The sequence below is a fragment of the Candidatus Saccharimonadales bacterium genome (genome assembly GCA_039928925.1).
Lineage (GTDB): Bacteria > Patescibacteriota > Saccharimonadia > Saccharimonadales > Saccharimonadaceae > UBA6022.
The window spans coordinates 32,136-50,939 of sequence record JBDSSF010000005.1 but is presented as its reverse complement, the minus strand read 5'-3'; the positions used below and the strand labels follow the sequence as shown (position 1 = coordinate 50,939).

General features: G+C 42.1%; 21 protein-coding genes. 18 read left to right on the top strand and 3 right to left on the bottom strand.

Translation table 11 applies throughout. From position 1 onward, the window contains the following. Positions 1-68 precede the first annotated feature (68 nt). Positions 69-1,610 (top strand): hypothetical protein, encoded by a 1,542-nt coding sequence (locus tag ABIS22_05250; protein MEO7741292.1) that lies wholly within the window; start codon positions 69-71, stop codon positions 1,608-1,610. A gap of 68 nt (positions 1,611-1,678) precedes the next feature. After that, the gene (locus ABIS22_05245) at positions 1,679-2,110 is read left to right on the top strand and encodes a DUF5663 domain-containing protein (GenBank protein MEO7741291.1); all 432 of its coding nucleotides are present in this window, start codon (positions 1,679-1,681) and stop codon (positions 2,108-2,110) included. Here the strand turns inward: ABIS22_05245 and ABIS22_05240 are convergent. The 3 genes from ABIS22_05240 to priA are packed head-to-tail and all read right to left on the bottom strand — an operon-like array spanning position 2,098 to position 5,497. Next, entirely contained in the window at positions 2,098-3,000 is a 903-nt protein-coding gene (locus ABIS22_05240) for a methionyl-tRNA formyltransferase (GenBank protein ID MEO7741290.1), read from the bottom strand. The genes ABIS22_05245 and ABIS22_05240 overlap by 13 nt on opposite strands. Then, entirely contained in the window at positions 2,963-3,535 is a 573-nt protein-coding gene (gene def, locus ABIS22_05235; GenBank protein ID MEO7741289.1) for a peptide deformylase, read from the bottom strand. The genes ABIS22_05240 and def overlap by 38 nt, the downstream gene beginning before the upstream one ends. Positions 3,536-3,556: 21 nt before the next feature. Next, positions 3,557-5,497: a primosomal protein N' gene (gene priA, locus ABIS22_05230; GenBank protein MEO7741288.1), complete on the bottom strand. Its 1,941-nt coding sequence runs from the start codon at positions 5,495-5,497 to the stop codon at positions 3,557-3,559. Between the two features lie 57 nt (positions 5,498-5,554). On the opposite strand from priA, the gene ABIS22_05225 reads away from it, so the two are divergent. The 16 genes from ABIS22_05225 (at position 5,555) to ileS (ending at position 18,613) form a co-directional block, all read left to right on the top strand. Continuing rightward, positions 5,555-6,211 carry a phosphoribosyltransferase family protein gene (locus ABIS22_05225; GenBank protein MEO7741287.1) on the top strand — a complete coding sequence of 219 codons (657 nt, stop codon included), beginning with the start codon at positions 5,555-5,557 and terminating at the stop codon, positions 6,209-6,211. A gap of 77 nt (positions 6,212-6,288) precedes the next feature. Beyond that, positions 6,289-6,588, top strand: a complete 300-nt coding sequence (locus tag ABIS22_05220) for a winged helix-turn-helix domain-containing protein (protein ID MEO7741286.1) — start codon at positions 6,289-6,291, stop codon at positions 6,586-6,588. Continuing rightward, positions 6,589-8,226 (top strand): single-stranded-DNA-specific exonuclease RecJ, encoded by a 1,638-nt coding sequence (gene recJ / locus ABIS22_05215; protein MEO7741285.1) that lies wholly within the window; start codon positions 6,589-6,591, stop codon positions 8,224-8,226. Positions 8,227-8,496: 270 nt separating this feature from the next. After that, positions 8,497-8,649: a hypothetical protein gene (locus tag ABIS22_05210; protein MEO7741284.1), complete on the top strand. Its 153-nt coding sequence runs from the start codon at positions 8,497-8,499 to the stop codon at positions 8,647-8,649. A gap of 129 nt (positions 8,650-8,778) precedes the next feature. Continuing rightward, on the top strand, positions 8,779-8,994 hold the full coding sequence (locus ABIS22_05205; protein ID MEO7741283.1) for a hypothetical protein: 216 nt from the start codon (positions 8,779-8,781) through the stop codon (positions 8,992-8,994). Between the two features lie 3 nt (positions 8,995-8,997). After that, positions 8,998-9,450, top strand: coding sequence for a GatB/YqeY domain-containing protein (locus ABIS22_05200; GenBank protein MEO7741282.1), 453 nt, complete (start codon positions 8,998-9,000; stop codon positions 9,448-9,450). Positions 9,451-9,467: 17 nt separating this feature from the next. Beyond that, the gene (locus ABIS22_05195) at positions 9,468-10,013 is read left to right on the top strand and encodes a nucleoside monophosphate kinase (protein MEO7741281.1); all 546 of its coding nucleotides are present in this window, start codon (positions 9,468-9,470) and stop codon (positions 10,011-10,013) included. Next, positions 9,998-10,759 (top strand): type I methionyl aminopeptidase, encoded by a 762-nt coding sequence (gene map / locus ABIS22_05190; GenBank protein ID MEO7741280.1) that lies wholly within the window; start codon positions 9,998-10,000, stop codon positions 10,757-10,759. The genes ABIS22_05195 and map overlap by 16 nt, the downstream gene beginning before the upstream one ends. Before the next feature lie 48 nt (positions 10,760-10,807). Beyond that, positions 10,808-12,046: a cell division protein FtsA gene (gene ftsA, locus ABIS22_05185; protein ID MEO7741279.1), complete on the top strand. Its 1,239-nt coding sequence runs from the start codon at positions 10,808-10,810 to the stop codon at positions 12,044-12,046. A gap of 63 nt (positions 12,047-12,109) precedes the next feature. Then, positions 12,110-13,306, top strand: a complete 1,197-nt coding sequence (ftsZ, locus tag ABIS22_05180) for a cell division protein FtsZ (protein MEO7741278.1) — start codon at positions 12,110-12,112, stop codon at positions 13,304-13,306. A gap of 15 nt (positions 13,307-13,321) precedes the next feature. Further along, on the top strand, positions 13,322-13,777 hold the full coding sequence (gene nrdR / locus ABIS22_05175) for a transcriptional regulator NrdR (protein MEO7741277.1): 456 nt from the start codon (positions 13,322-13,324) through the stop codon (positions 13,775-13,777). Further along, positions 13,774-14,031 carry a hypothetical protein gene (locus tag ABIS22_05170; GenBank protein ID MEO7741276.1) on the top strand — a complete coding sequence of 86 codons (258 nt, stop codon included), beginning with the start codon at positions 13,774-13,776 and terminating at the stop codon, positions 14,029-14,031. The genes nrdR and ABIS22_05170 overlap by 4 nt, the downstream gene beginning before the upstream one ends. Beyond that, positions 14,024-14,656, top strand: coding sequence for a vitamin K epoxide reductase family protein (locus tag ABIS22_05165; GenBank protein ID MEO7741275.1), 633 nt, complete (start codon positions 14,024-14,026; stop codon positions 14,654-14,656). The genes ABIS22_05170 and ABIS22_05165 overlap by 8 nt, the downstream gene beginning before the upstream one ends. A 12-nt stretch (positions 14,657-14,668) precedes the next feature. Next, complete coding sequence (locus ABIS22_05160) at positions 14,669-14,926, top strand: hypothetical protein (protein MEO7741274.1); 258 nt, start codon at positions 14,669-14,671, stop codon at positions 14,924-14,926. A gap of 232 nt (positions 14,927-15,158) precedes the next feature. Then, the gene (locus tag ABIS22_05155) at positions 15,159-15,752 is read left to right on the top strand and encodes a hypothetical protein (GenBank protein ID MEO7741273.1); all 594 of its coding nucleotides are present in this window, start codon (positions 15,159-15,161) and stop codon (positions 15,750-15,752) included. After that, entirely contained in the window at positions 15,752-18,613 is a 2,862-nt protein-coding gene (ileS, locus tag ABIS22_05150; protein MEO7741272.1) for an isoleucine--tRNA ligase, read from the top strand. Before ABIS22_05155 ends, ileS begins: the two co-directional genes overlap by 1 nt. Positions 18,614-18,804: the final 191 nt, after the last annotated feature.

The following is an 18,804-nucleotide window of genomic DNA, read 5'->3' as shown; positions in this document are numbered from 1 at the left end:
TATGAGGTTATAGCCCAAATAAAAACAGCAAAAATAATTCGAACATATCTCAAAGGAGAACCACCACAATGAGCGAACAATCACCTAAATCTACGAATAAAGCCCAAGAACTACTTAATAGTTTTGATGAAGAACAAGTTATTTTTGATGAAAAACAATATTGGGCAGCAATGAACGCTGATGCAGGCACTGAAGATTTTAGTAGTGAAGCTCGTCAACGACTTAATGACGTTACTGAATACGATGCACATCTTGCGAAGATGGCTGCACGTGACGAAAACTTTACTCCTCATGATGCTGCTGAAGGCACACGTACTAACGACTTTGACCCACTCCTAGACGAAGCACATGCTGATAATGAGGCATTTGATGCTAATCTTGAAGCTGCTCGAGAAGCTAAAGAAGCATTTGCTTTAAAAGTTGAACAAATTATTGTAGGAAATAAATTCCTTCGATACGCACGTCAACTTGCACGTGATGTTGCAGCACAAAAAGCTTACCAGCCTGAAGAAGGTGACAACTTTGATGTGCTTGCTGATAATATTGAAGCAAAACAAGATCACATTGAATCAATTGTTGCAAAATTCCTTGATAGCGACGAAGCTAAAGACCTATCTACAGAAGAAAAAGATGCAATTATCGATGACATTTATGATGCTACAGAAGGTAAATCTATTGAATATGAGTCGACTGTAAAAATTACACCTGAAGAAGACCCTCTTGATAACGAAACAGATGATTCTGACGAAGAGACAACTTCAACTACACCTGAATCAGATCCACTAGATTCAGAAACTGATGACGAAGAAGATTCTCTTGATTCTGAAACAGACGACGAAGAAGATTCGCTCGATACAGAAATTGACGACGACGAATTAGATAACGAAACTGATGACGAAGAAGACCCTCTTGATAACGAAACAGATGATTCTGACGAAGAGACAACTTCAACTACACCTGAAGAAGAAGAAACTGAATCTACTCCTGAAGTAAAGCGAACTATCCGAAAGAGACTAGCAGTACTATTTTACCGGGTTAAAGAATCTACAGGAAACTTTATACGATCTCGTACGAATGGTGAGCACTCAAAGACTAACCGTAATATTGCAATTGGAGCAGTTGCACTAGCTACTGCAGGATTTGCCGCATGGTACTTCATGGGTCGTCATACTGGTGGCGTCGGAAGCGGTGTCAAAGATAATACGAACACTTACACTGGTGGTGCAGGTGCGGGCAATGGTCACTCTGAGGTTATAAATCCTACACACCCTAGTGGTGCAGGTAGCGGTGAAGTTGTTCCTACCACCCCAGGTACAACAGGTCCAAAAGTTACTGAAGTTATTAAAACTCCTACTAAAGTAGCTGTTACACACGAAGTGTTTAGCCCTGCTGCACACACTGTCACTCCTGGTGAGGGTTGGTTCCAGACTATGAAAGAACTCAATGTTCCAGCAGGTGACCGCGCAGCTTTACTTGAAAAGGTTGGTCCAAAACTTGAAAAAATGGGTGCTGCTTACCGTGATGCATCAGTTGGTGGTTGGGGTATCAATATGCCAGCTAACGGCCAGTTCAGCGACGCTGTACTTAAAGTTATCGCAGAAGCTAAGTAATAGCTTCCTGGCAATCGCAGTCTCATAGTATATAATACAAATAGAAGTAAAATAAAAAGGAATCCCATATGTTTCAACTAGATGATGCATTTCTCCAAGATATCGGCATGGCTGATCTACCAGATGACCAAAAGGAAGCGTTCTTACAGCACATTTATGCAACTTTAGAAGAACGTGTTGGTGTAAAGCTATCTGACGGACTCAGCGATGAGCAACTTGAAGAGTTTGAGAAGATTATCGATAAAGACGATGCCACAGTTGGTGCATGGTTATCAACACATGTTCCGGCATATCAAACGGACGAAATCTTTATCCGAATGCAGGAAGTTACAAAATTACCAGCTAATGACCCAGGTTTAATTGCAGAATTTGCCTCGACAAAATGGCTTGAACTTAATCGACCTGATTACCGAGTTGTTGTTGCTGCTGTTCTCGATGAACTCAAGAAAGAGATTATCGGTAATACAGATAAATTACTTGACTCTAATCAAGCAGCATAACCGTTCAAGAATGCTATTGCACTCATTGTGCGACCGCTAGGAGCGACAAGTTCATCAATTGATAGAAAAGCACCGTCCTGACATACAATGTCGAGCGGTGTTTTTTTACTGTGTTCGACATGGCTTTTTGTAATAATACAGTCTTGTCCAAGAAGGTTTATCTTCGATTTCGGAAATCCGAGATATGCTCTCACGTGACGGTCGGCCTGCACTGCAGTCAGTAAGCTCGGGTCTAGCTGGCCATCGGATTTTTGAAGTAATTGGCTGTATGACGCATTCGTATTTTTTTGGGGGGTTGGTACCAATGACTCATCGAGAATATGAGGAAGGAGTGAAAATAACAGAGTGGCACTTTTGAAAGCAATTGTATTGTAGAGTTCAAATTTTGTTTCATGACCAGTAAGTAGTACTTCGGTTTGTCCATATACCGGACCTGAGTCCATTCCAGCCGAGAGCTGCATAATAGAAACACCCGTTTTTGAATCACCGTTTATAATAGCTGATTCAATTGGTGTTGGGCCACGATACTGGGGAAGAAGAGAGGGGTGAATATTAATGATACCAAGTGGAAAAAGATCAATGATACTTTGTGGAATAATACGCCCATATGCCACAAGAATGGCAGCATGGGCACCGTAGCTTGCGATTTGATCAGCTATATCAGTTGGACGGTCTGGAAGCAGGACAGGAATGTTATGAGCGGCAGCGACTTCCGCAACCTCCAATTTTCGGTTGTTACGAGAGTTTCCATCGCTATGATGAGAAATCACCGCCTTGATATCGTACCCATGATCAATGAGGCCTTTTAGTATAGGTACGTTTGTTGTCTTCAGGCCACTAACCAGGCGCTCATTACCAAAGAATAGGAGAGTTTTTGATGTGTTCATCATAATCGAGTGGTTGTAGCTCGCCTTCCTCATCGAGTGTGTAGAATGCTTCAGTCTTATCGCGTATATGATCTATGAAAACAATGCCATTGATGTGATCAATTTCATGTTGAATAACTCGCGCTAGAAAGCCTTCGGCTTTAAAACGAACTTCATTGCCTTCAAGATCAACCGCTTTCACACGAATTTTTGTATAGCGGGGGACTTTACCATATACATGGCTTACACTAAGGCAACCTTCATAGTCATCAACTACACTTCCTTCATATTTTACGACGACAGGATTAATGAGTGCTGTAAATTCTGGCAGGCTTTTGTCATCAAAATCACTGCGTACAATAACAACTCGATCAAGTCTGTCAATTTGAACAGCAGCAAGAGCTGCACTGATTTCATGTGGTCGCGAAGCTTCCCAATCTAGCGCAGCGGACGTCATGTCGTCGACAAGTTTTAAAGTTACATCATCGATAACATGAATTTTTAGTGATTTTTGCCGAAGATGCGGACTAGGCAGTGTTATGATGTCTTCTTTTTTCATTAGTACAAGTATAACAGATAACTACAGCAAACTAATGGGGTCAAGCTCAGTCTGCCAATGAGTAGATGGTACATGATCAAGTGCTTCGATAAGAAGCTGGCGTTTTGCCGATTTTAGCGTTAATTGCCAACGATATGTATTATGCTGGCGTTCGTAGAATGATGGTACAGGTCCAAGAACTTCAACACCATTAGGTAGTTTTTGACGCAGCTGAGCCGCGAGTACTTGAGCTTGATTAACAGCCGCCTTTTCTGTTTTATAGATACATGTCAATCGAAGAAGATAGCAAAAAGGAGGGAAGTTACCTTTCTTGCGTTCAACAAGCGTCTTTGTGTAAAAATCCGTGTAGTTTTGAGTTAAGCCGTCAACGACAGCCGGATGGGTGGGTTGGTAGCTTTGCACGACAACATCGGTTTTGTGATGTGAACGCCCAACTCGTCCGACAACTTGTGCTAGTAATTGAAATGTCCTTTCACTTGAAGTGTAGTCTGGCATCGACAAGCCTGCATCGGCTTGAATAACACCGACTGTTCGTAGGTGGGGCAGATCGAGGCCCTTAGCTACTACCTGTGTACCAATTATAAGATCTATTTTTCCATTGTAGAGTTGTTCATATTTTTGATCAATTGATTCACCCGATTCACTATCACCATCAAAACGGAGAATGATTTTATCAGGATATATTTTACGTAGTTCAGATTCAATCAGTTTTGTTCCGATACCTTTATGCACAATGTCAGTGTGCTGACATACTGGACAGCTCGTCGGTACTTTCTCGATAAGTCCACAAATATGACAACGAAGATGATGCTTGTCAGCATGAAGCGTCAGTGGAACAAAGCATCGTTGACACATCGCTGACCATCCGCAATTTTCACAAAGTGTAGTTGATGCGCTACCGCGACGATTATGGAATACAAGTGCTTGCTTGCCACTCGCGAAAGTTTCGCTTAATTTCATCAGTAGCACGTCGGATAAGAACCTATGCTGTTTAAAATTTGTATGCTTGGTCATATCAATCAGATGTACGATTGGCTTTAACGTATCTTGACGGGCTGGGGTAGGCATCTCGATTATCGGCCTGCCATGTAACGGAGCCGTATAATAATCAGTTACAAGTGGAGTTGCACTACCAAGAATCAACTTTGCACGATGCGCTCCTGCGAGGATACTCGCCGCACGAAGGGCTGAATATCTTGGTGCTTGTTCCTGTTTAAAAGCTGGTTCATGTGCCTCATCGATAATGATGACACCTATTTTTTGTAGTGGAAGAAATAATGCTGATCGTGGACCAATTACAACGCGAGGTATCGTACTTTCGAGAGCGTTCTTCCATGTCAAATGTCTCTGTGCTTCTGTTTGTCTTGAATGTGTCAGTAAGATATCTTCAAAATGATGTGAAAATTCATCTACAAGTTGCGAGGTAAGTGCAATTTCCGGGACAAGAATAATCGCAGATTCACCTCTCGATATTGAACGCTTTACGAGCTCGATATAGACATGTGTCTTACCAGAGCCAGTTACTCCATGCAGGATCGCAGATCCTGGGGTCATATTATCAATAATATCTAACGCTTGTTGTTGATCTAGAGTGAACACAATTTTTGTTCGGTCACGTGAAGAGCTATGTAAAGATGTATGTTGGGGTCTTCGGGCCTTTTGAATACCTCTTGGTAGTATTGTTTGTAGCACAGTAGCGAGCGGAGTTTTATAGTAGGTGCTTAGCCAATGTGCAAGTTGGACGAGAGCACTAGGCAGTGCGACAGGCTCGATTGTTGAAGATATTTGCTTAGTATCGTAAGTGGGCTTTGTCACTTCCTTCATAACGATACCTACTAATTGCTTTTTACCGACCTCGATTACGACAATTGTACCAATGGCTAGCTGGGCAATGGATGCATAAGTGAAGACATCCGTGTTTGAGCGAATAATTTGATTTGGAGCAACCTCAAAATAGAACATTGTTATTATTATAGCGCCGCTTTAAGCTTTTTGCTTTGCCTGTTACACTATAATCATATGTATTTTGAGAATCGTGCCGAGGCTGGAGGATTACTCTCCGAACAACTTGTTGAGAAGTATCGCTATGAAAACTGTGTTGTTGTAGCCCTTGGTGACGGGGGTGTCTTGGTCGGTGAGCAGATAGCGATCTCACTTCATTGCCTTCTTACGTTACTTATTATTGAAGATATTGAGGTGCCAGGAGAAAGCACAAGTTTTGGTGGTGTTTCGCAAACAGGGGAGTTCACTTACAATGATGCATTTTCATCAGGCGAAATAGACGAATATACAAGCGAATTTCATGGTTATTTAGAAGAAAAAAAGCGTGAGGCATTTCAAAAAATTAATCGTTTGATTGGTGATGGCGGAGTGATAGATTACGAGATGTTGAGAGATCACGTCGTTATTTTGGTTTCTGACGGGCTTGATAACGGTGCGTCAATTGATGTTGCGATGGATTTTTTAAAACCACTACGTTTACAGCGATTAATAATAGCCACGCCGCTTGCAAGTGTGCCCGCTGTTGATAAATTGCATATGGTTGCAGACGAGTTGCACATTCTTGACGTGAAAGAAAACTTCATGGGAGTTGATCACTACTATACCAATAATGACATACCTTCACATGAAGATACGATTGCAAAAATTAATGAGATTGTACTTAACTGGCATTAAAACAGCTTGTCGAATGTTGTAAGATTGTGCTAAGATTAATCATAACGAATACGACAGTCAAGTGATCAAGGGAGAGTATGTTAGACGTTTTTATTACCTCAAGGGTACGACGAAAAATTGTGGTTGTGTATGCAAAATACCCAGACTTTCACACGCATGTTCGTGGTCTTGCAAAGCTCATCAAAGAAGACCCAGGTAACATTCAACGTGAATTGAAGCGTCTAGAGAAGGTCGGTTTTTTGACAAGTGAAAAACAGGGCAATACAAAGATTTATTCAACTAATAAACAGTTCCCAATTTTTAAGGAGCTACAAAGTATTGTGATCAAATCACAGCAACAATCTGGTCGCCCAAAACGTACACCTGCTGATCTTTAAATGACACTATTTGATCAAATATTAAGAGCACGTGGCTTAGAGGGTAAAGCACGTGACTCTTTTTTATCACCAGCATATGAAGCTGGTCACGATCCTTTTTTACTGCCAGATATGAGTAAAGCAGTTGAGAGGTTAGTGGTTGCGCATGATCTTCAAGAAAAAATTACAATTTATGGTGACTATGATATTGATGGGCTTACAGCAACAACTGTCCTTCTGGACGCATTTGATTCATTCGGATTTACGCAAGTAGATGCATTCATCCCTAATCGTTTTGTTGAAGGGTATGGTCTAACGGTAGATGCAGTGGAACGGATTGCTGCAACAGGTACACAACTTATCGTAACTGTAGATTGTGGAAGTTTGAGTGAGAAAGAAATTATAAGAGCCGGAGAACTAGGTGTTGATGTCATTGTGACAGATCATCACAATGTTGCTCCCATACAGCCACCAGCAGTAGCTGTCATAAATCCAAAGCGTTCTGACCATAAATACCCATTCATTGATCTACCTGGTGTCGGTGTGGCATTCAAACTAGTGCAAGCTTTACAAGGTCGTCTAGCGGGACTGCCCATTGGTCAGGAAAAATGGCTACTAGATCTCGTTGCACTCGGAACTGTATGTGACGTCGTGACATTAATTGATGAAAATCGTACGCACGTATACTGGGGGCTAAAGGTATTAGCCCAAACTCGACGACCAGGCCTTAAGGCTTTAATGGCAGTTGCGGCTATTGAGCCCTCTATGGTGACGGCACGTCATCTCGGGTTCGGCCTTGGACCAAGAATGAACGCCGCAGGCCGTCTGGAAACAGCGCAATATGCATTGGATATGTTGCGTGCTCGAAACGGAATATTTGCACTTGAAAAGGCAAGGCAGCTAGACGAATTAAACATGAACCGTCGTGCAGATCAGGATAAAATTTTCAGATCAGCATTGATACAGGCCGAAAAGTATACTGCAGATCCAGTACTTGTCGTTAGTGCGGCGGATTGGAGCCATGGAATTATAGGTATTGTTGCCGCAAAGTTGCTTGAAAAGTACAAAAAACCAACATACGTTTTGCAGGAAATGGGCGATGTCACAAAAGGTTCAGCACGTAGTTATGGTGATTTTAGTGCGGCCGACGCAATACGGGCAGCAGACGATATAGTTACAAAAGGCGGTGGTCATAAATTAGCTGCTGGTGTGACCATGCCAACGACAAATATTGATGCATTCCGCCGTCGTGTTAATGAATTTTATGTTTCACAAAAATTATTTAATCAACCAGCGCTCTTACTCCCGAAGGCTGATGTGACAATTAGTAATTTATCAGAAGTAACAGACTCGCTGCTGGACCAATTAAAGAATCTTGAACCGTTCGGTAATGCTAATCCTGAACCAATTTTAAAAATCGAAAACATTCTTGTTGTAGGTGTAAGAAAGATGGGCTCTGATAATCAGCATGTGAAGCTAGAACTCAAAGACGTGAATGGTATGGTTATGCAGTTTATATCATTCAACGCACCAGAACATTTTTTCGTTCAGCCTGGTGAATTTATAACAATTTGGTTTCAGCCAACGTTGAACGAATGGCAAGGCAGACGAAGTACGGAGGGGCGATTGTTACACCTAGAATTGGGTATTGCTGATTAAGCTTGCAAACAGCTTATCTTAGTGGCAGTATAGCTGTATCGGATGTCTGCGAGATACATTTCTTGCACCGATACTAAGTAGGAGGTTTGTGTGGCGCACATTCACGTAGAACCTGTGGTGCGATATTTCGATATCGTCGTCCAGGGCATTGGCTCCATTAACCAGGTAGAGCTTCAGCATGACCTGCTTCGGGGCGAGGACATAAAAGCACTGGGTATTCGGAGGACCGAAGAGTTTCAGAAAGACTCGATGGTCACTATCCGGGTGTTCATGGAGTCTGATGCGAATGTTGAGAGGTTGCAACACTATCTCTCCAGCAAGATCACAGAGTGGTTCAATCAGGGAGGTGAATTCGCTGCGACGCTCAGTCGAACACATGATCGACACGTCATCCTTCTGAAAGAAGCCGTCCCCGTCGTCTGAACTGACTATCCGACCCTCGAGGTTGAGTTCCGCGTTTTAGCGGTTAACTCCCTCGAGGGCGGAACTCAACCAAGTAAAATTATGAATCCTGTTGCACCAGTCATGTATCTCTGTTATAATCGTAACATTATGGTACAAGTCACACGTAAAGATGAAAGAGAAGCAAACGAGAATATTATTCGTCGTTTTAACCGCAAAGTGCTACAAAGTGGGGTTTTGGCTGAAGCTAAGGCTGTCATGCGTTTTGCAAAACCACTGAGCAAGCCTGAGCGTCGTACAAAAGCGATTATTCGCCGTGCACGTAAGCAAGAAAAACTAGCTAACGCCCGTCTAGGAATTCGCTAGTCAATGGCGCTCAAACAGCGCATTGCAGACGATTTAAAAGCCGCCCTTTTGGGCGGCGATCGTTTTGTGACTGAAACACTTCGTGGTTTAAAAGCTGCAATTCTTAACATTGAAGTCGCAGAAGGAAAGCGTGAAACTGGCCTTGATGACGTAGCGATTGAACAAATAGTGGTACGTGAAGTGAAAAAACGAAATGAAAGTGCGACTATCTATGAACAAAATGACCGAATGGAATCAGCTGCTGATGAACGCAAAGAGGCTGAAATTTTGTCAGTATATCTTCCCAAACAACTATCTGAAATAGAAGTTCAAGCCATTGTTAACACGACAGTTAGTGAAATGGGTGTTACGGATATCTCAAACATGGGTAAGGTGATTGGTGCTGTTAAACAAAAAGTTGGCAACACTGCAGACAGCGCAACGGTAGCCCGTATTGTAAAGTCAACGCTTAATTAACACAAAAAGGAGTAGTAATGATCGTATTTTTTGGCCCAGCTGGAGCGGGAAAAAGTGTCCAAGGACAGATGCTAGCTGCACGCCATGGATGGCGTTGGTTAAGTGCGGGACAATTATTACGTGACACACATGATTTAGAATTAATCAAAGAGATGCAGACGGGTGCTTTAGTGAGCCCCCAAAAAGTTAACTTACTTATGGGCGACGCGCTGTCTCGTGCAAAAAGTATTGAGCGAGTTATTCTCGATGGTTTCCCCCGAGAACTCTCACAAGCTAAGTGGCTAGTTAAATCTCAGCCTGAACATCAGCGATCCGTTGGATTAGTTATAGTTCTTGAGGTGCCACGTTCAGAACTATTAAAGCGACTTGAAGTGCGTGGTCGTATCGATGACACGCCGGAAGCAATTGACGAGAGACTTCGAATTTATCGCCAAGAGATGTACCCCATCCTTAGTTTTTTAACAGAACAAGGCATAAATATTGCACATATTGACGGTACAGGAACAGTGGGTCAAGTACACGATCGTATTATGGAAGAGCTTGTGGCATGCAGCCTCGTATAAAATCAGAATCTCAAATTCAAGCAATGCGCGATGGCGGTAAAATTATTGCTACAATATACCAAGATTTAGTATCAATTGTTCATGCGGGAATGACAGAAAAAAGTATTAATAAATGGGTAGAAGGTGAGATCACTCGTCACGGTGCAATAGCAACCTATAAGACAAGCGAAGTAAACTTTCCGGCTGTTATATGCATTTCTACTAATGATCAGATTGTTCATAGTGTACCCAGTGATTATATTTTAGAAAAAGGTGACATTGTAAGCTTTGATTTAGTTCTTACTTACAAAAATATGAAAACAGATGCTGCCTTTACTCTGATTGTAGATGAGAAGCCAAGTGGCGTTAAGAAGCATTTAGTGAACATAACAGAACGAAGCCTTTACGCCGGTATTGATGCTATTAAAGGGAGAGGCACAAGAACCGGTGACATCTCTGCTGCAGTTGAGAAGGTTCTCCGTGAGGGTAAACTGGGTATTATCCGTGACTTAGTTGGCCATGGTGTTGGATTTGAAATGCATATGCCACCCGAAGTGCCAAATTACGGTAAAAAGGGAACCGGAACTCTTTTGCAGCCTGGGGATACTATCGCAATTGAACCTATGGCCACACTTGGTGGTGAGAAAATCATTACTGATCAACAAGACGGTTGGACAATTCGCACACGAGACGGTAGTTTAGCTGCTCATTTTGAGCACACAGTTCTTATTACCGAAACGGGCGCTGAAATTTTAACCAAACTCTAAACACCTGAAGGTTGCCTAAACCACACCGTAAGCGTTATACTGAAAACTATGCAAGAAATATCTAAGTACGCTGTCGGTATTGATATTGGTACGACGACAGTACGCTGCGTAGTTGGTCACATAGATGCCACAAGCGGAACACCAACAATTGTTGGTGTCGGTCAAGCGCCAAATAGTGGTATGCGTAAAGGCGTCGTGGCTAATTTAACCGGACCAGCTAGGGCAATTGATGATGCACTCGGTGAAGCTGAGCGTATGAGCGGTTATCAGGTAGATGGTGCAACTATCAGCATCAACGGTGCACATATTATGAGTACAAAAGCTGACGGTATGATCGCAGTGGGTACGGCTGATCATGAGATAAATCATAGTGATCTCGATCGCATTGAAGAGGTTGCAACGTTAGGAAAAGTACCAGCAAACCGAGAGATTCTTGAAGTAGTTCCGCATAGCTACCGACTTGATGGTCAGGACAATATTAAAGATCCCTTGAACATGACCGGTACTCGTCTCGAAATTAGTGCAAACGTAGTGTCTGGATTAGGCCCACACGTTTCAAATCTTCAAAAAACCACAGATATGGCAAAGGTGCTATCACATGCAATTATACCTGCAGGTATGGCAGCCGCTAAAGCTGTCCTTACAGAGCAACAAATTGAAAATGGCGTTGCCTTACTTGATATTGGCGGTGCGACAACAAGTGTCGTAGTTTTCGAAGAAGGAGATCTCCAGTACGTCTCAGTTATTCCTGTCGGGGGTACGAACATCACGAATGACCTCGCCATTGGCTTAAAAACTGACCCAGAAATTGCTGAAAAAGTGAAATTATCACATGCACAGTTAAGTGGTCGAGTTGATCATGCCAAGATTCAAGTTAAGCACGAGAAAGAGACTTTCAGTTTCGACCCTGCTGATGTTGATGAAATAGTTGAGGCTCGTTTAGATGAAATATTTGATGCCATAAACAAAGAACTAAAAAAAGCTGGTCGCGCTGGACGACTTCCTAGTGGTGTTGTGCTGACAGGTGGGACTGCACAACTTAAGGGTATAGCTGAATTTGCCAAAGAAAAACTAGGGGTTGCAGCACGTATTGGTAAAGCAACGGGTTACGCCGGGGTTGCTGACCATATTGAGGAGCCACAGTTTGCAACTGCAATCGGCCTAATGCTTGCTGATGCGCAAGGTGGCAATGAAGCAGAGCCACGCGCTAAAGGTGCGAACAGTAAAGCTGCAATAAAAAATGCGAGTGGCTTTATCACCAAGTTTATTGCTCGGTTTAAGGCGTAATTTGTTTTTAAATGATAAATGCTATACTAGATAAGAATAGAATATCGGGGAGAGACTAATTCCATGCCGGAAGTAACACCAAGTGAGATACAAACATTTGCAAGCATTAAAGTTGTAGGCGTTGGCGGTGCCGGCGGATCTGCTGTTAATCGTATGAAAGACGCAGGCCTACAGGGGGTTCAATTCATTGCAATGAATACAGACGCCCAGGCGCTCCATAATTCAAAAGCAGATGTAAAAATTCATCTTGGGCATTCTACTACAGGTGGTCTTGGTGCTGGTGCAAACCCAAGTGTCGGTGAGCAAGCCGCTGAAGAGTCTCGTGACCAAATTCGTGAAGCCCTTGAAGGCGCAGATATGGTATTTGTTACGATTGGTGCCGGCGGAGGTACAGGATCTGGTGCTGGACATGTCGTAGCTGAAGTCGCACGAGATATGGGAATCCTTGTTGTCGGTGTTGCGACAAAGCCATTTAGTTTTGAAGGTGAAAAACGTCGTCAAAATGCTGAATGGGCAATTGCTCAACTTGGTCGACAGGTTGATACATTAATCACAATTCCAAACGATAGACTTCTTCAAACTATAGATCGCCGAACGCCACTTCTTGAAACATTCAAAATAGCAGATGATGTGCTGCGCCAAGGCGTCCAGGGTATATCAGAACTTATCACAGAGCACGGTCTTATTAACTTAGACTTTGCTGACGTAAGGGCAATTATGAGTAATGCCGGCTCTGCACTCATGGGAATTGGCCGTGCAAGCGGTGACGATCGTGCCGCGCAAGCCGCACAACAAGCAATTGAATCACCGCTTATTGAGGTATCAATCGACGGTGCTAAGGGCGTACTCTTTAATGTAACAGGTGGTTACGATATGAGTATGAGTGAGATCCAAGAAGCAGCTGAGATCATCACTAGTGCTGTTTCACCAGATGCTAATATCATTTTTGGTGCGACTCTTAAACCTGATCTTGAGGACGAGCTCATTATAACGGTTATCGCGACGGGCTTTGATAGTGCATATTTCCATGAACAGGCAGCTCAGCTTGAAAACCCAGGTGCAAGCGTGATGCAGCCGGTAGCAACTGTGAGTGATGATGCGGTTGATTCAATCGATCTTGACCTTGATAAGACAGATGTTGCTGCGAACTTTGCTTCGGAAGATACACACGATATCTGGAATCAGCCAGCTGATGAAGAAGATGAATCAGATACACCTGCATTTCTTCGTCGTCGCAAAAAAAATAAATCTGACGAATAGGAGTTAGTTACGAGTATGAGTCAGCAATATAAGATTGGTGATACGAGAGTTATTGAGTCGCGTGAAGTTGGTGATGGAGTAACGATCCGTCGTCGTCGTGAAACCTTAGACGGTAAACATAGGTTTACTACCTATGAGCGTATTGAAAAGCCCAATCTTGCAATCGTTAAGAAAGATGGAACACGTGAGTTATTTGATCGTGACAAGCTAGCTACAGCTATCAAGCGTTCAGTTGGAAAGTTTTTTTCATCCGAAGTCGAAGTAGAAGAGATCATTTCGAATGTTGAAGATTCACTATATGAGCTAGGTGAGTCTGAAATCATCTCTAAATTAGTAGGGGATAAGGTTCTTGATGAATTAGCGCTAAGGAATGAAGTTGCATATGTTCGCTTCGCAAGTGTCTACCACGAGTTTAAGACACTCGATGAATTCGAGGCAATTCTAGCTCAGCGACGCAAGAAAAATATATGAAAGCATTAATTGTTTACAAAAACGAGAGTGATCATGCGCGAGCCGTGTTGGATTATCTTCGTGATTTCGAACGTCAAACTGGTCACAAATTAGACACTATTGATCCAGACTCTGTCTCAGGCTCCGAATTATGTCGCGTCTATGATATTGTTGAGTATCCAACAATTGTTGCTATGTCTGACGAAGGAATGGCGTTAAACAGTTGGCGTGGCTTGCCGCTCCCAACAATTAGTGAGGTTAGTTATTATGTTTAAAAATATTCAGAGCTTTTTCCGTCATAAAGATAAGAATCTTCGTGATAATAGGTGGATTTTTACCAGTATGCTGGTCGGTGCTATATTAAGTTTGATCGCAGCGTTTGTGTTATCTGTAGAATCATTTCAGTTAGCAAAAAATCCTAACACGCTGCTTAGTTGCAGCATTAATATAATTGTTAACTGTGCAACCGTTGCCAAGCACCCGTCCGCGCAGTTACTGGGTTTTCCGAATAGTTTCCTTGGTATGGTTGCTGAGCCGATTGTTATAACTGTTGCAATCGCTGGTTTAGCAGGTGTGAAGTTTCCTCGTGCATTCATGTTTGCAGCTCAGATCGGTTATAGCCTAGGCCTTATTTTTGCCTACTACCTGTTTTATGTTAGTTTTGTCATAATTCAGGCCCTTTGCCCGTGGTGTTTATTGGTTACACTGACAACGACGCTAGTATTCTTTGCAATTACACGTTATAACATTCGTGAGGACAATCTGTATCTTCCTAAGAATATTTCAGAAAGTCTCCAGAGATGGGTGAAAAAGGACTATGATAAGCTACTGCTAGCGAGCCTTATTGTACTTGTTATAGCTGCTATCTTAATAAAATACGGCGATGGTTTATTCGCTTAACATTGATAATATATGAGCGAATTTAATAATAACCAACACGAAACAGAGTCAAGATATGATCTTGGGTTAGACAAGAACGCTATTCTCATAAAACTTTTGGAGATAGCAGATGAACTCGGTATTGATATGTCAGATTTTGACCCAGAAGATCTGCTAGGCGAGGATGATAACGACTTTCTCGGCAACCTTACAACTCTATCATACCAAACAGGTATTGATCATGAAGAGTTCTTTCAGATGATTGGCATACCTGTTGAACAAGATATGTAAACAGAGTAGAATAGAGTAAACACCCTTTGTATAAAGGTAAGTGGTTATCAGCCGCGAATGTTCCGGGAAGAAATCTGTCTAGAGACTAGAACCCAGGCGTTTATGCAACGTTACAGCATACAACTAAGCGCTAAAAAGAATTTCTTTTTAGAAACTGGATGGTACCGTCCGCTTCATTATATAGCGGATTCCAGTGACTAAATAGGGATTTTTTTATTTAAGGAGAAAAACTATGATCTCACCAGAAGTTCCCGTTCAAAAAACCGAAGAAGTTTTTTCTAAAGGTAAACTATTTGAATTGATACATGAAACTCAACCTGATGGTCGGGTATTTGAAAAAGCTCGGCGCGCTCCGGGTGTACGTTTAATTATCTCTGATCAGAAAAGTAAAAAAGTATTATTAACAAAAGAGTTCCGTAAAGAACTAGATGATTGGGACTATCGTCTACCTGGTGGCAAAGTGTTTGATACACTTGATGAATATGAGAGTTTTAGAGAATCTCGTCAGGATATATTAGTAGCTGCACGTAGCAAAGCAATTGAAGAATCATTACAAGAAACTGGAATTGAAGTAAGTGAGCTCAAGCAATTTAAAAAATCAACACTTGGCGCGACAGTTGAATGGGATTTATTTGTGTTTGAAGTAACACAGTGGCAGCATTCGACAATTGGCCAGCAACTTGAAGAGGGTGAGGATATTGATGCTGATGGATGGTTTTCGTATGAAGAGGTGATTAATATGATTTTGAATGGTGATTTAAAGGAAGAGCGTATTGCTCTCATACTTTTACAATGGATAAGTGCACAAAACGAAGGAGATAAGTGATGAAATTTAAGGCTAACACCCGCCGCCGTGCGCTTGAGTATGAAAAAGACATTGTAATACAATGGAAAAAAAACAAGACATTTGAAAAATCCGTAGAGCAACGATCGGAAGACAATTCATATGTATTTTATGATGGTCCGCCATTTATTTCCGGTGTTCCTCACCATGGAACTTTGTTAAGCTCCATTGTTAAAGACGCAATTCCGCGCTATCAGACAATGAAAGGCAAACGAGTTGAGCGCGTATGGGGATGGGATTGCCACGGTCTTCCAGCTGAGCGTTACACTGAAAAAAAGCTAGGTATTAATTCTCGTGAAGAGGTACTAAAGTATGGTATCGAAAAGTATATTATTGCCTGTCGAGAGAATATGGTACAGACGAGTGGTCTTTGGGAGGGTACAGTTGATCGGATCGGTCGTTGGGTCGACTTCAAGGGCGCTTACAAAACTATGGATAAAGAGTACATGGAAAGTATATGGTGGGCATTCAAGACTTTGTACGACAAAGGTAAAATTTATGAGGGCGAAAAAGTTCTTATGTACTGCACACTTGATGCAACACCTCTTTCAAAAGCAGAAGTAACAATGGACGCTGGTGCTTACCAAGATGTAACGGACCCGTCTGTGTATGTAAAATTTAAGCTTTCTGATAATGATGCGAGCCTTTTAGCATGGACAACGACACCATGGACTCTACCTGCAAACACTGCAATTGCAGTTAATAAAGAATTTGATTATGTCGAAGTTGAGGTCGATGGTGAGCGACTGATTCTCGCAAAGGATCTTGCTAAAAAAGTTTTAACGGATGAAAAGCATCAACCTTTGAACAATAAAGTTATTCGGACACTTAAGGGTGAAGAGCTTGTTGGCAAGACATATGAACCACTTCTTGGTGTCAATCGTGGTGAAGGTGCGCATAAGATTTTTCATGCCGACTACGTCACTCTCGAGAGTGGATCTGGGATTGTTCATTTAGCCCCTGCATATGGTGAGGAAGACTTTGAGCTAGCAATAATAAATAAAATACCAGTAATTCATGTTATTGATGAGAATGGTCACTATACAGAAAGTGATTGGGTTGGTCAGAATGTATGGGAAGCTAACAAACCAATAGCTAAGACACTTCACGATCGTGGTATCGTGTGGAAGATTGAGTACTACCGCCATAGCTACCCACACTGTCATAGATGTGGTACTCGCTTAATGTACCGAGCGCACCCAAGCTGGTTTATGGATATCGATAGCCAGCGTGAAACTATGCTCGAGAAGAATGGAAACATAAACTGGTTTCCTTCACATGTAAAAAATGGACGATTTGCTAAAACTGTCGAATCTGCACCTGATTGGAATCTCTCACGCGACCGTTTCTGGGCGACAGCTATGCCGGTTTGGAAGGGCGTTGATACAAAAGGAGAAGTACACATTAAAGTTGTCGGTAGCTATGATGAGCTTGAGCAGCTGAGCGGTAAGAGGCTTGATGATTACCATAGGCCATGGATTGATGCAGTTACTTTTAGTATCGATGGAGTAACCTATGAACGTATCGACAAGGTAATGGATAGTTGGTTTGAGGCTGGCAGTATGCCTTTTGCACAATTCCACTACCCATTTGAAAATCGAGTTAAATTTGAGCAAAATTTCCCTGGTGATTTTGTTGTTGAATATATAGGACAAGTTCGTGCATGGTTTTATTACATGCACTCTATGAGTGTTGCCCTGTTCGGGGAGAACTCCTTTAGAAACGTAATTGTTACTGGAAATGTTGCAGGTAATGATGGTCGAAAAATGAGTAAAAGCTATGGTAACTTTACAGACCCTAATGAACTAATGGATAAGTTTTCAGCAGATAGTCTGCGCTTCTTGCTACTTCAAAGTCCACTACTTAACGGTGAAGATTTCGCTCTTCAAGATAAAGAAGTGGGGGATATTGCCCGCAAGCTTAGCATGGTCTGGAACATGTACGATTTCTTTACAATGTATGCAGAAGTAGATGGATGGGAGTTTAAAGGAGAGAGATCGGACCCGTTACCTGAGTGCGACAACCCACTTGATCAATGGATTATTAGTCGTGTACACCAACTTACTGCAGAGGTTGAAAAACATATGGATGCGTATGATATTCCAAATGCAACGAAGCCAATCTTACCATTTATTGAAGATGCGAGTAATTGGTACGTGCGTCGCAGCCGCCGTCGTTTTTGGAAGTCGGGTGATGATCAGGATAAAAACAACGCGTACCGAACACTTCACTATGTACTAACACAGCTAGCGCAGATTATGGCGCCATTCACACCTTTCTTAGCAGAAGAATTGTACCAGAAACTTACTGATGGTGAATCAGTGCATCTTCTCGATTGGCCTAAGGTCGGGCATATTAATGAACTTGTTGTTCGTGACATGGAGACAGTCCGTGACTATGTTAATCAGGGCTTAAGTATTCGTGCTAAAGAACACTTGAAAGTACGACAGCCACTAGCTAGCATTACGATTCCATCATTAGGAGATTTTGTTAATTTTGACGACATATTGATCGAAGAATTGAACGTTAAGAACGTCACACTGGGCAAAGAATTAGCATTGGATCTTGAGTTAACACCCGAATTGCGACGTGAGGGTCTAATGCGAGAGGTCGTGCGACATATTCAAACAAGTCGTAAGGCTGCAGGCTTAAATGTTGACGATCACATAAACCTACACCTAAAGACAAAAGATAGCGATTTACAAAAAGCAATTAGTGACCATCGGGAAGTCATTATGTCTGAGACACTGGCAGATTCATTAGAGGAGTCTGTCTATAGCTACGAAGTATTAGTAAGCGTCGAAGGAGTTGATTTAGTAATAAGTCTAGAGAAAGCTACATAGGACAAAGCACAGCACTTGAAATCTGATATGCTATCGAGTGTCGCATACCCATTTTTTCAATAAGCGAGATATTAGATCCAAGCCTCAAAACTTTCGTTCAGAAAGTGACGAGTGTGTACCAGGCTATAAAGATTGTTTCAGCGTACATATTGACATAGTATCATGTTTATGCTAATATGTGTATAAATACA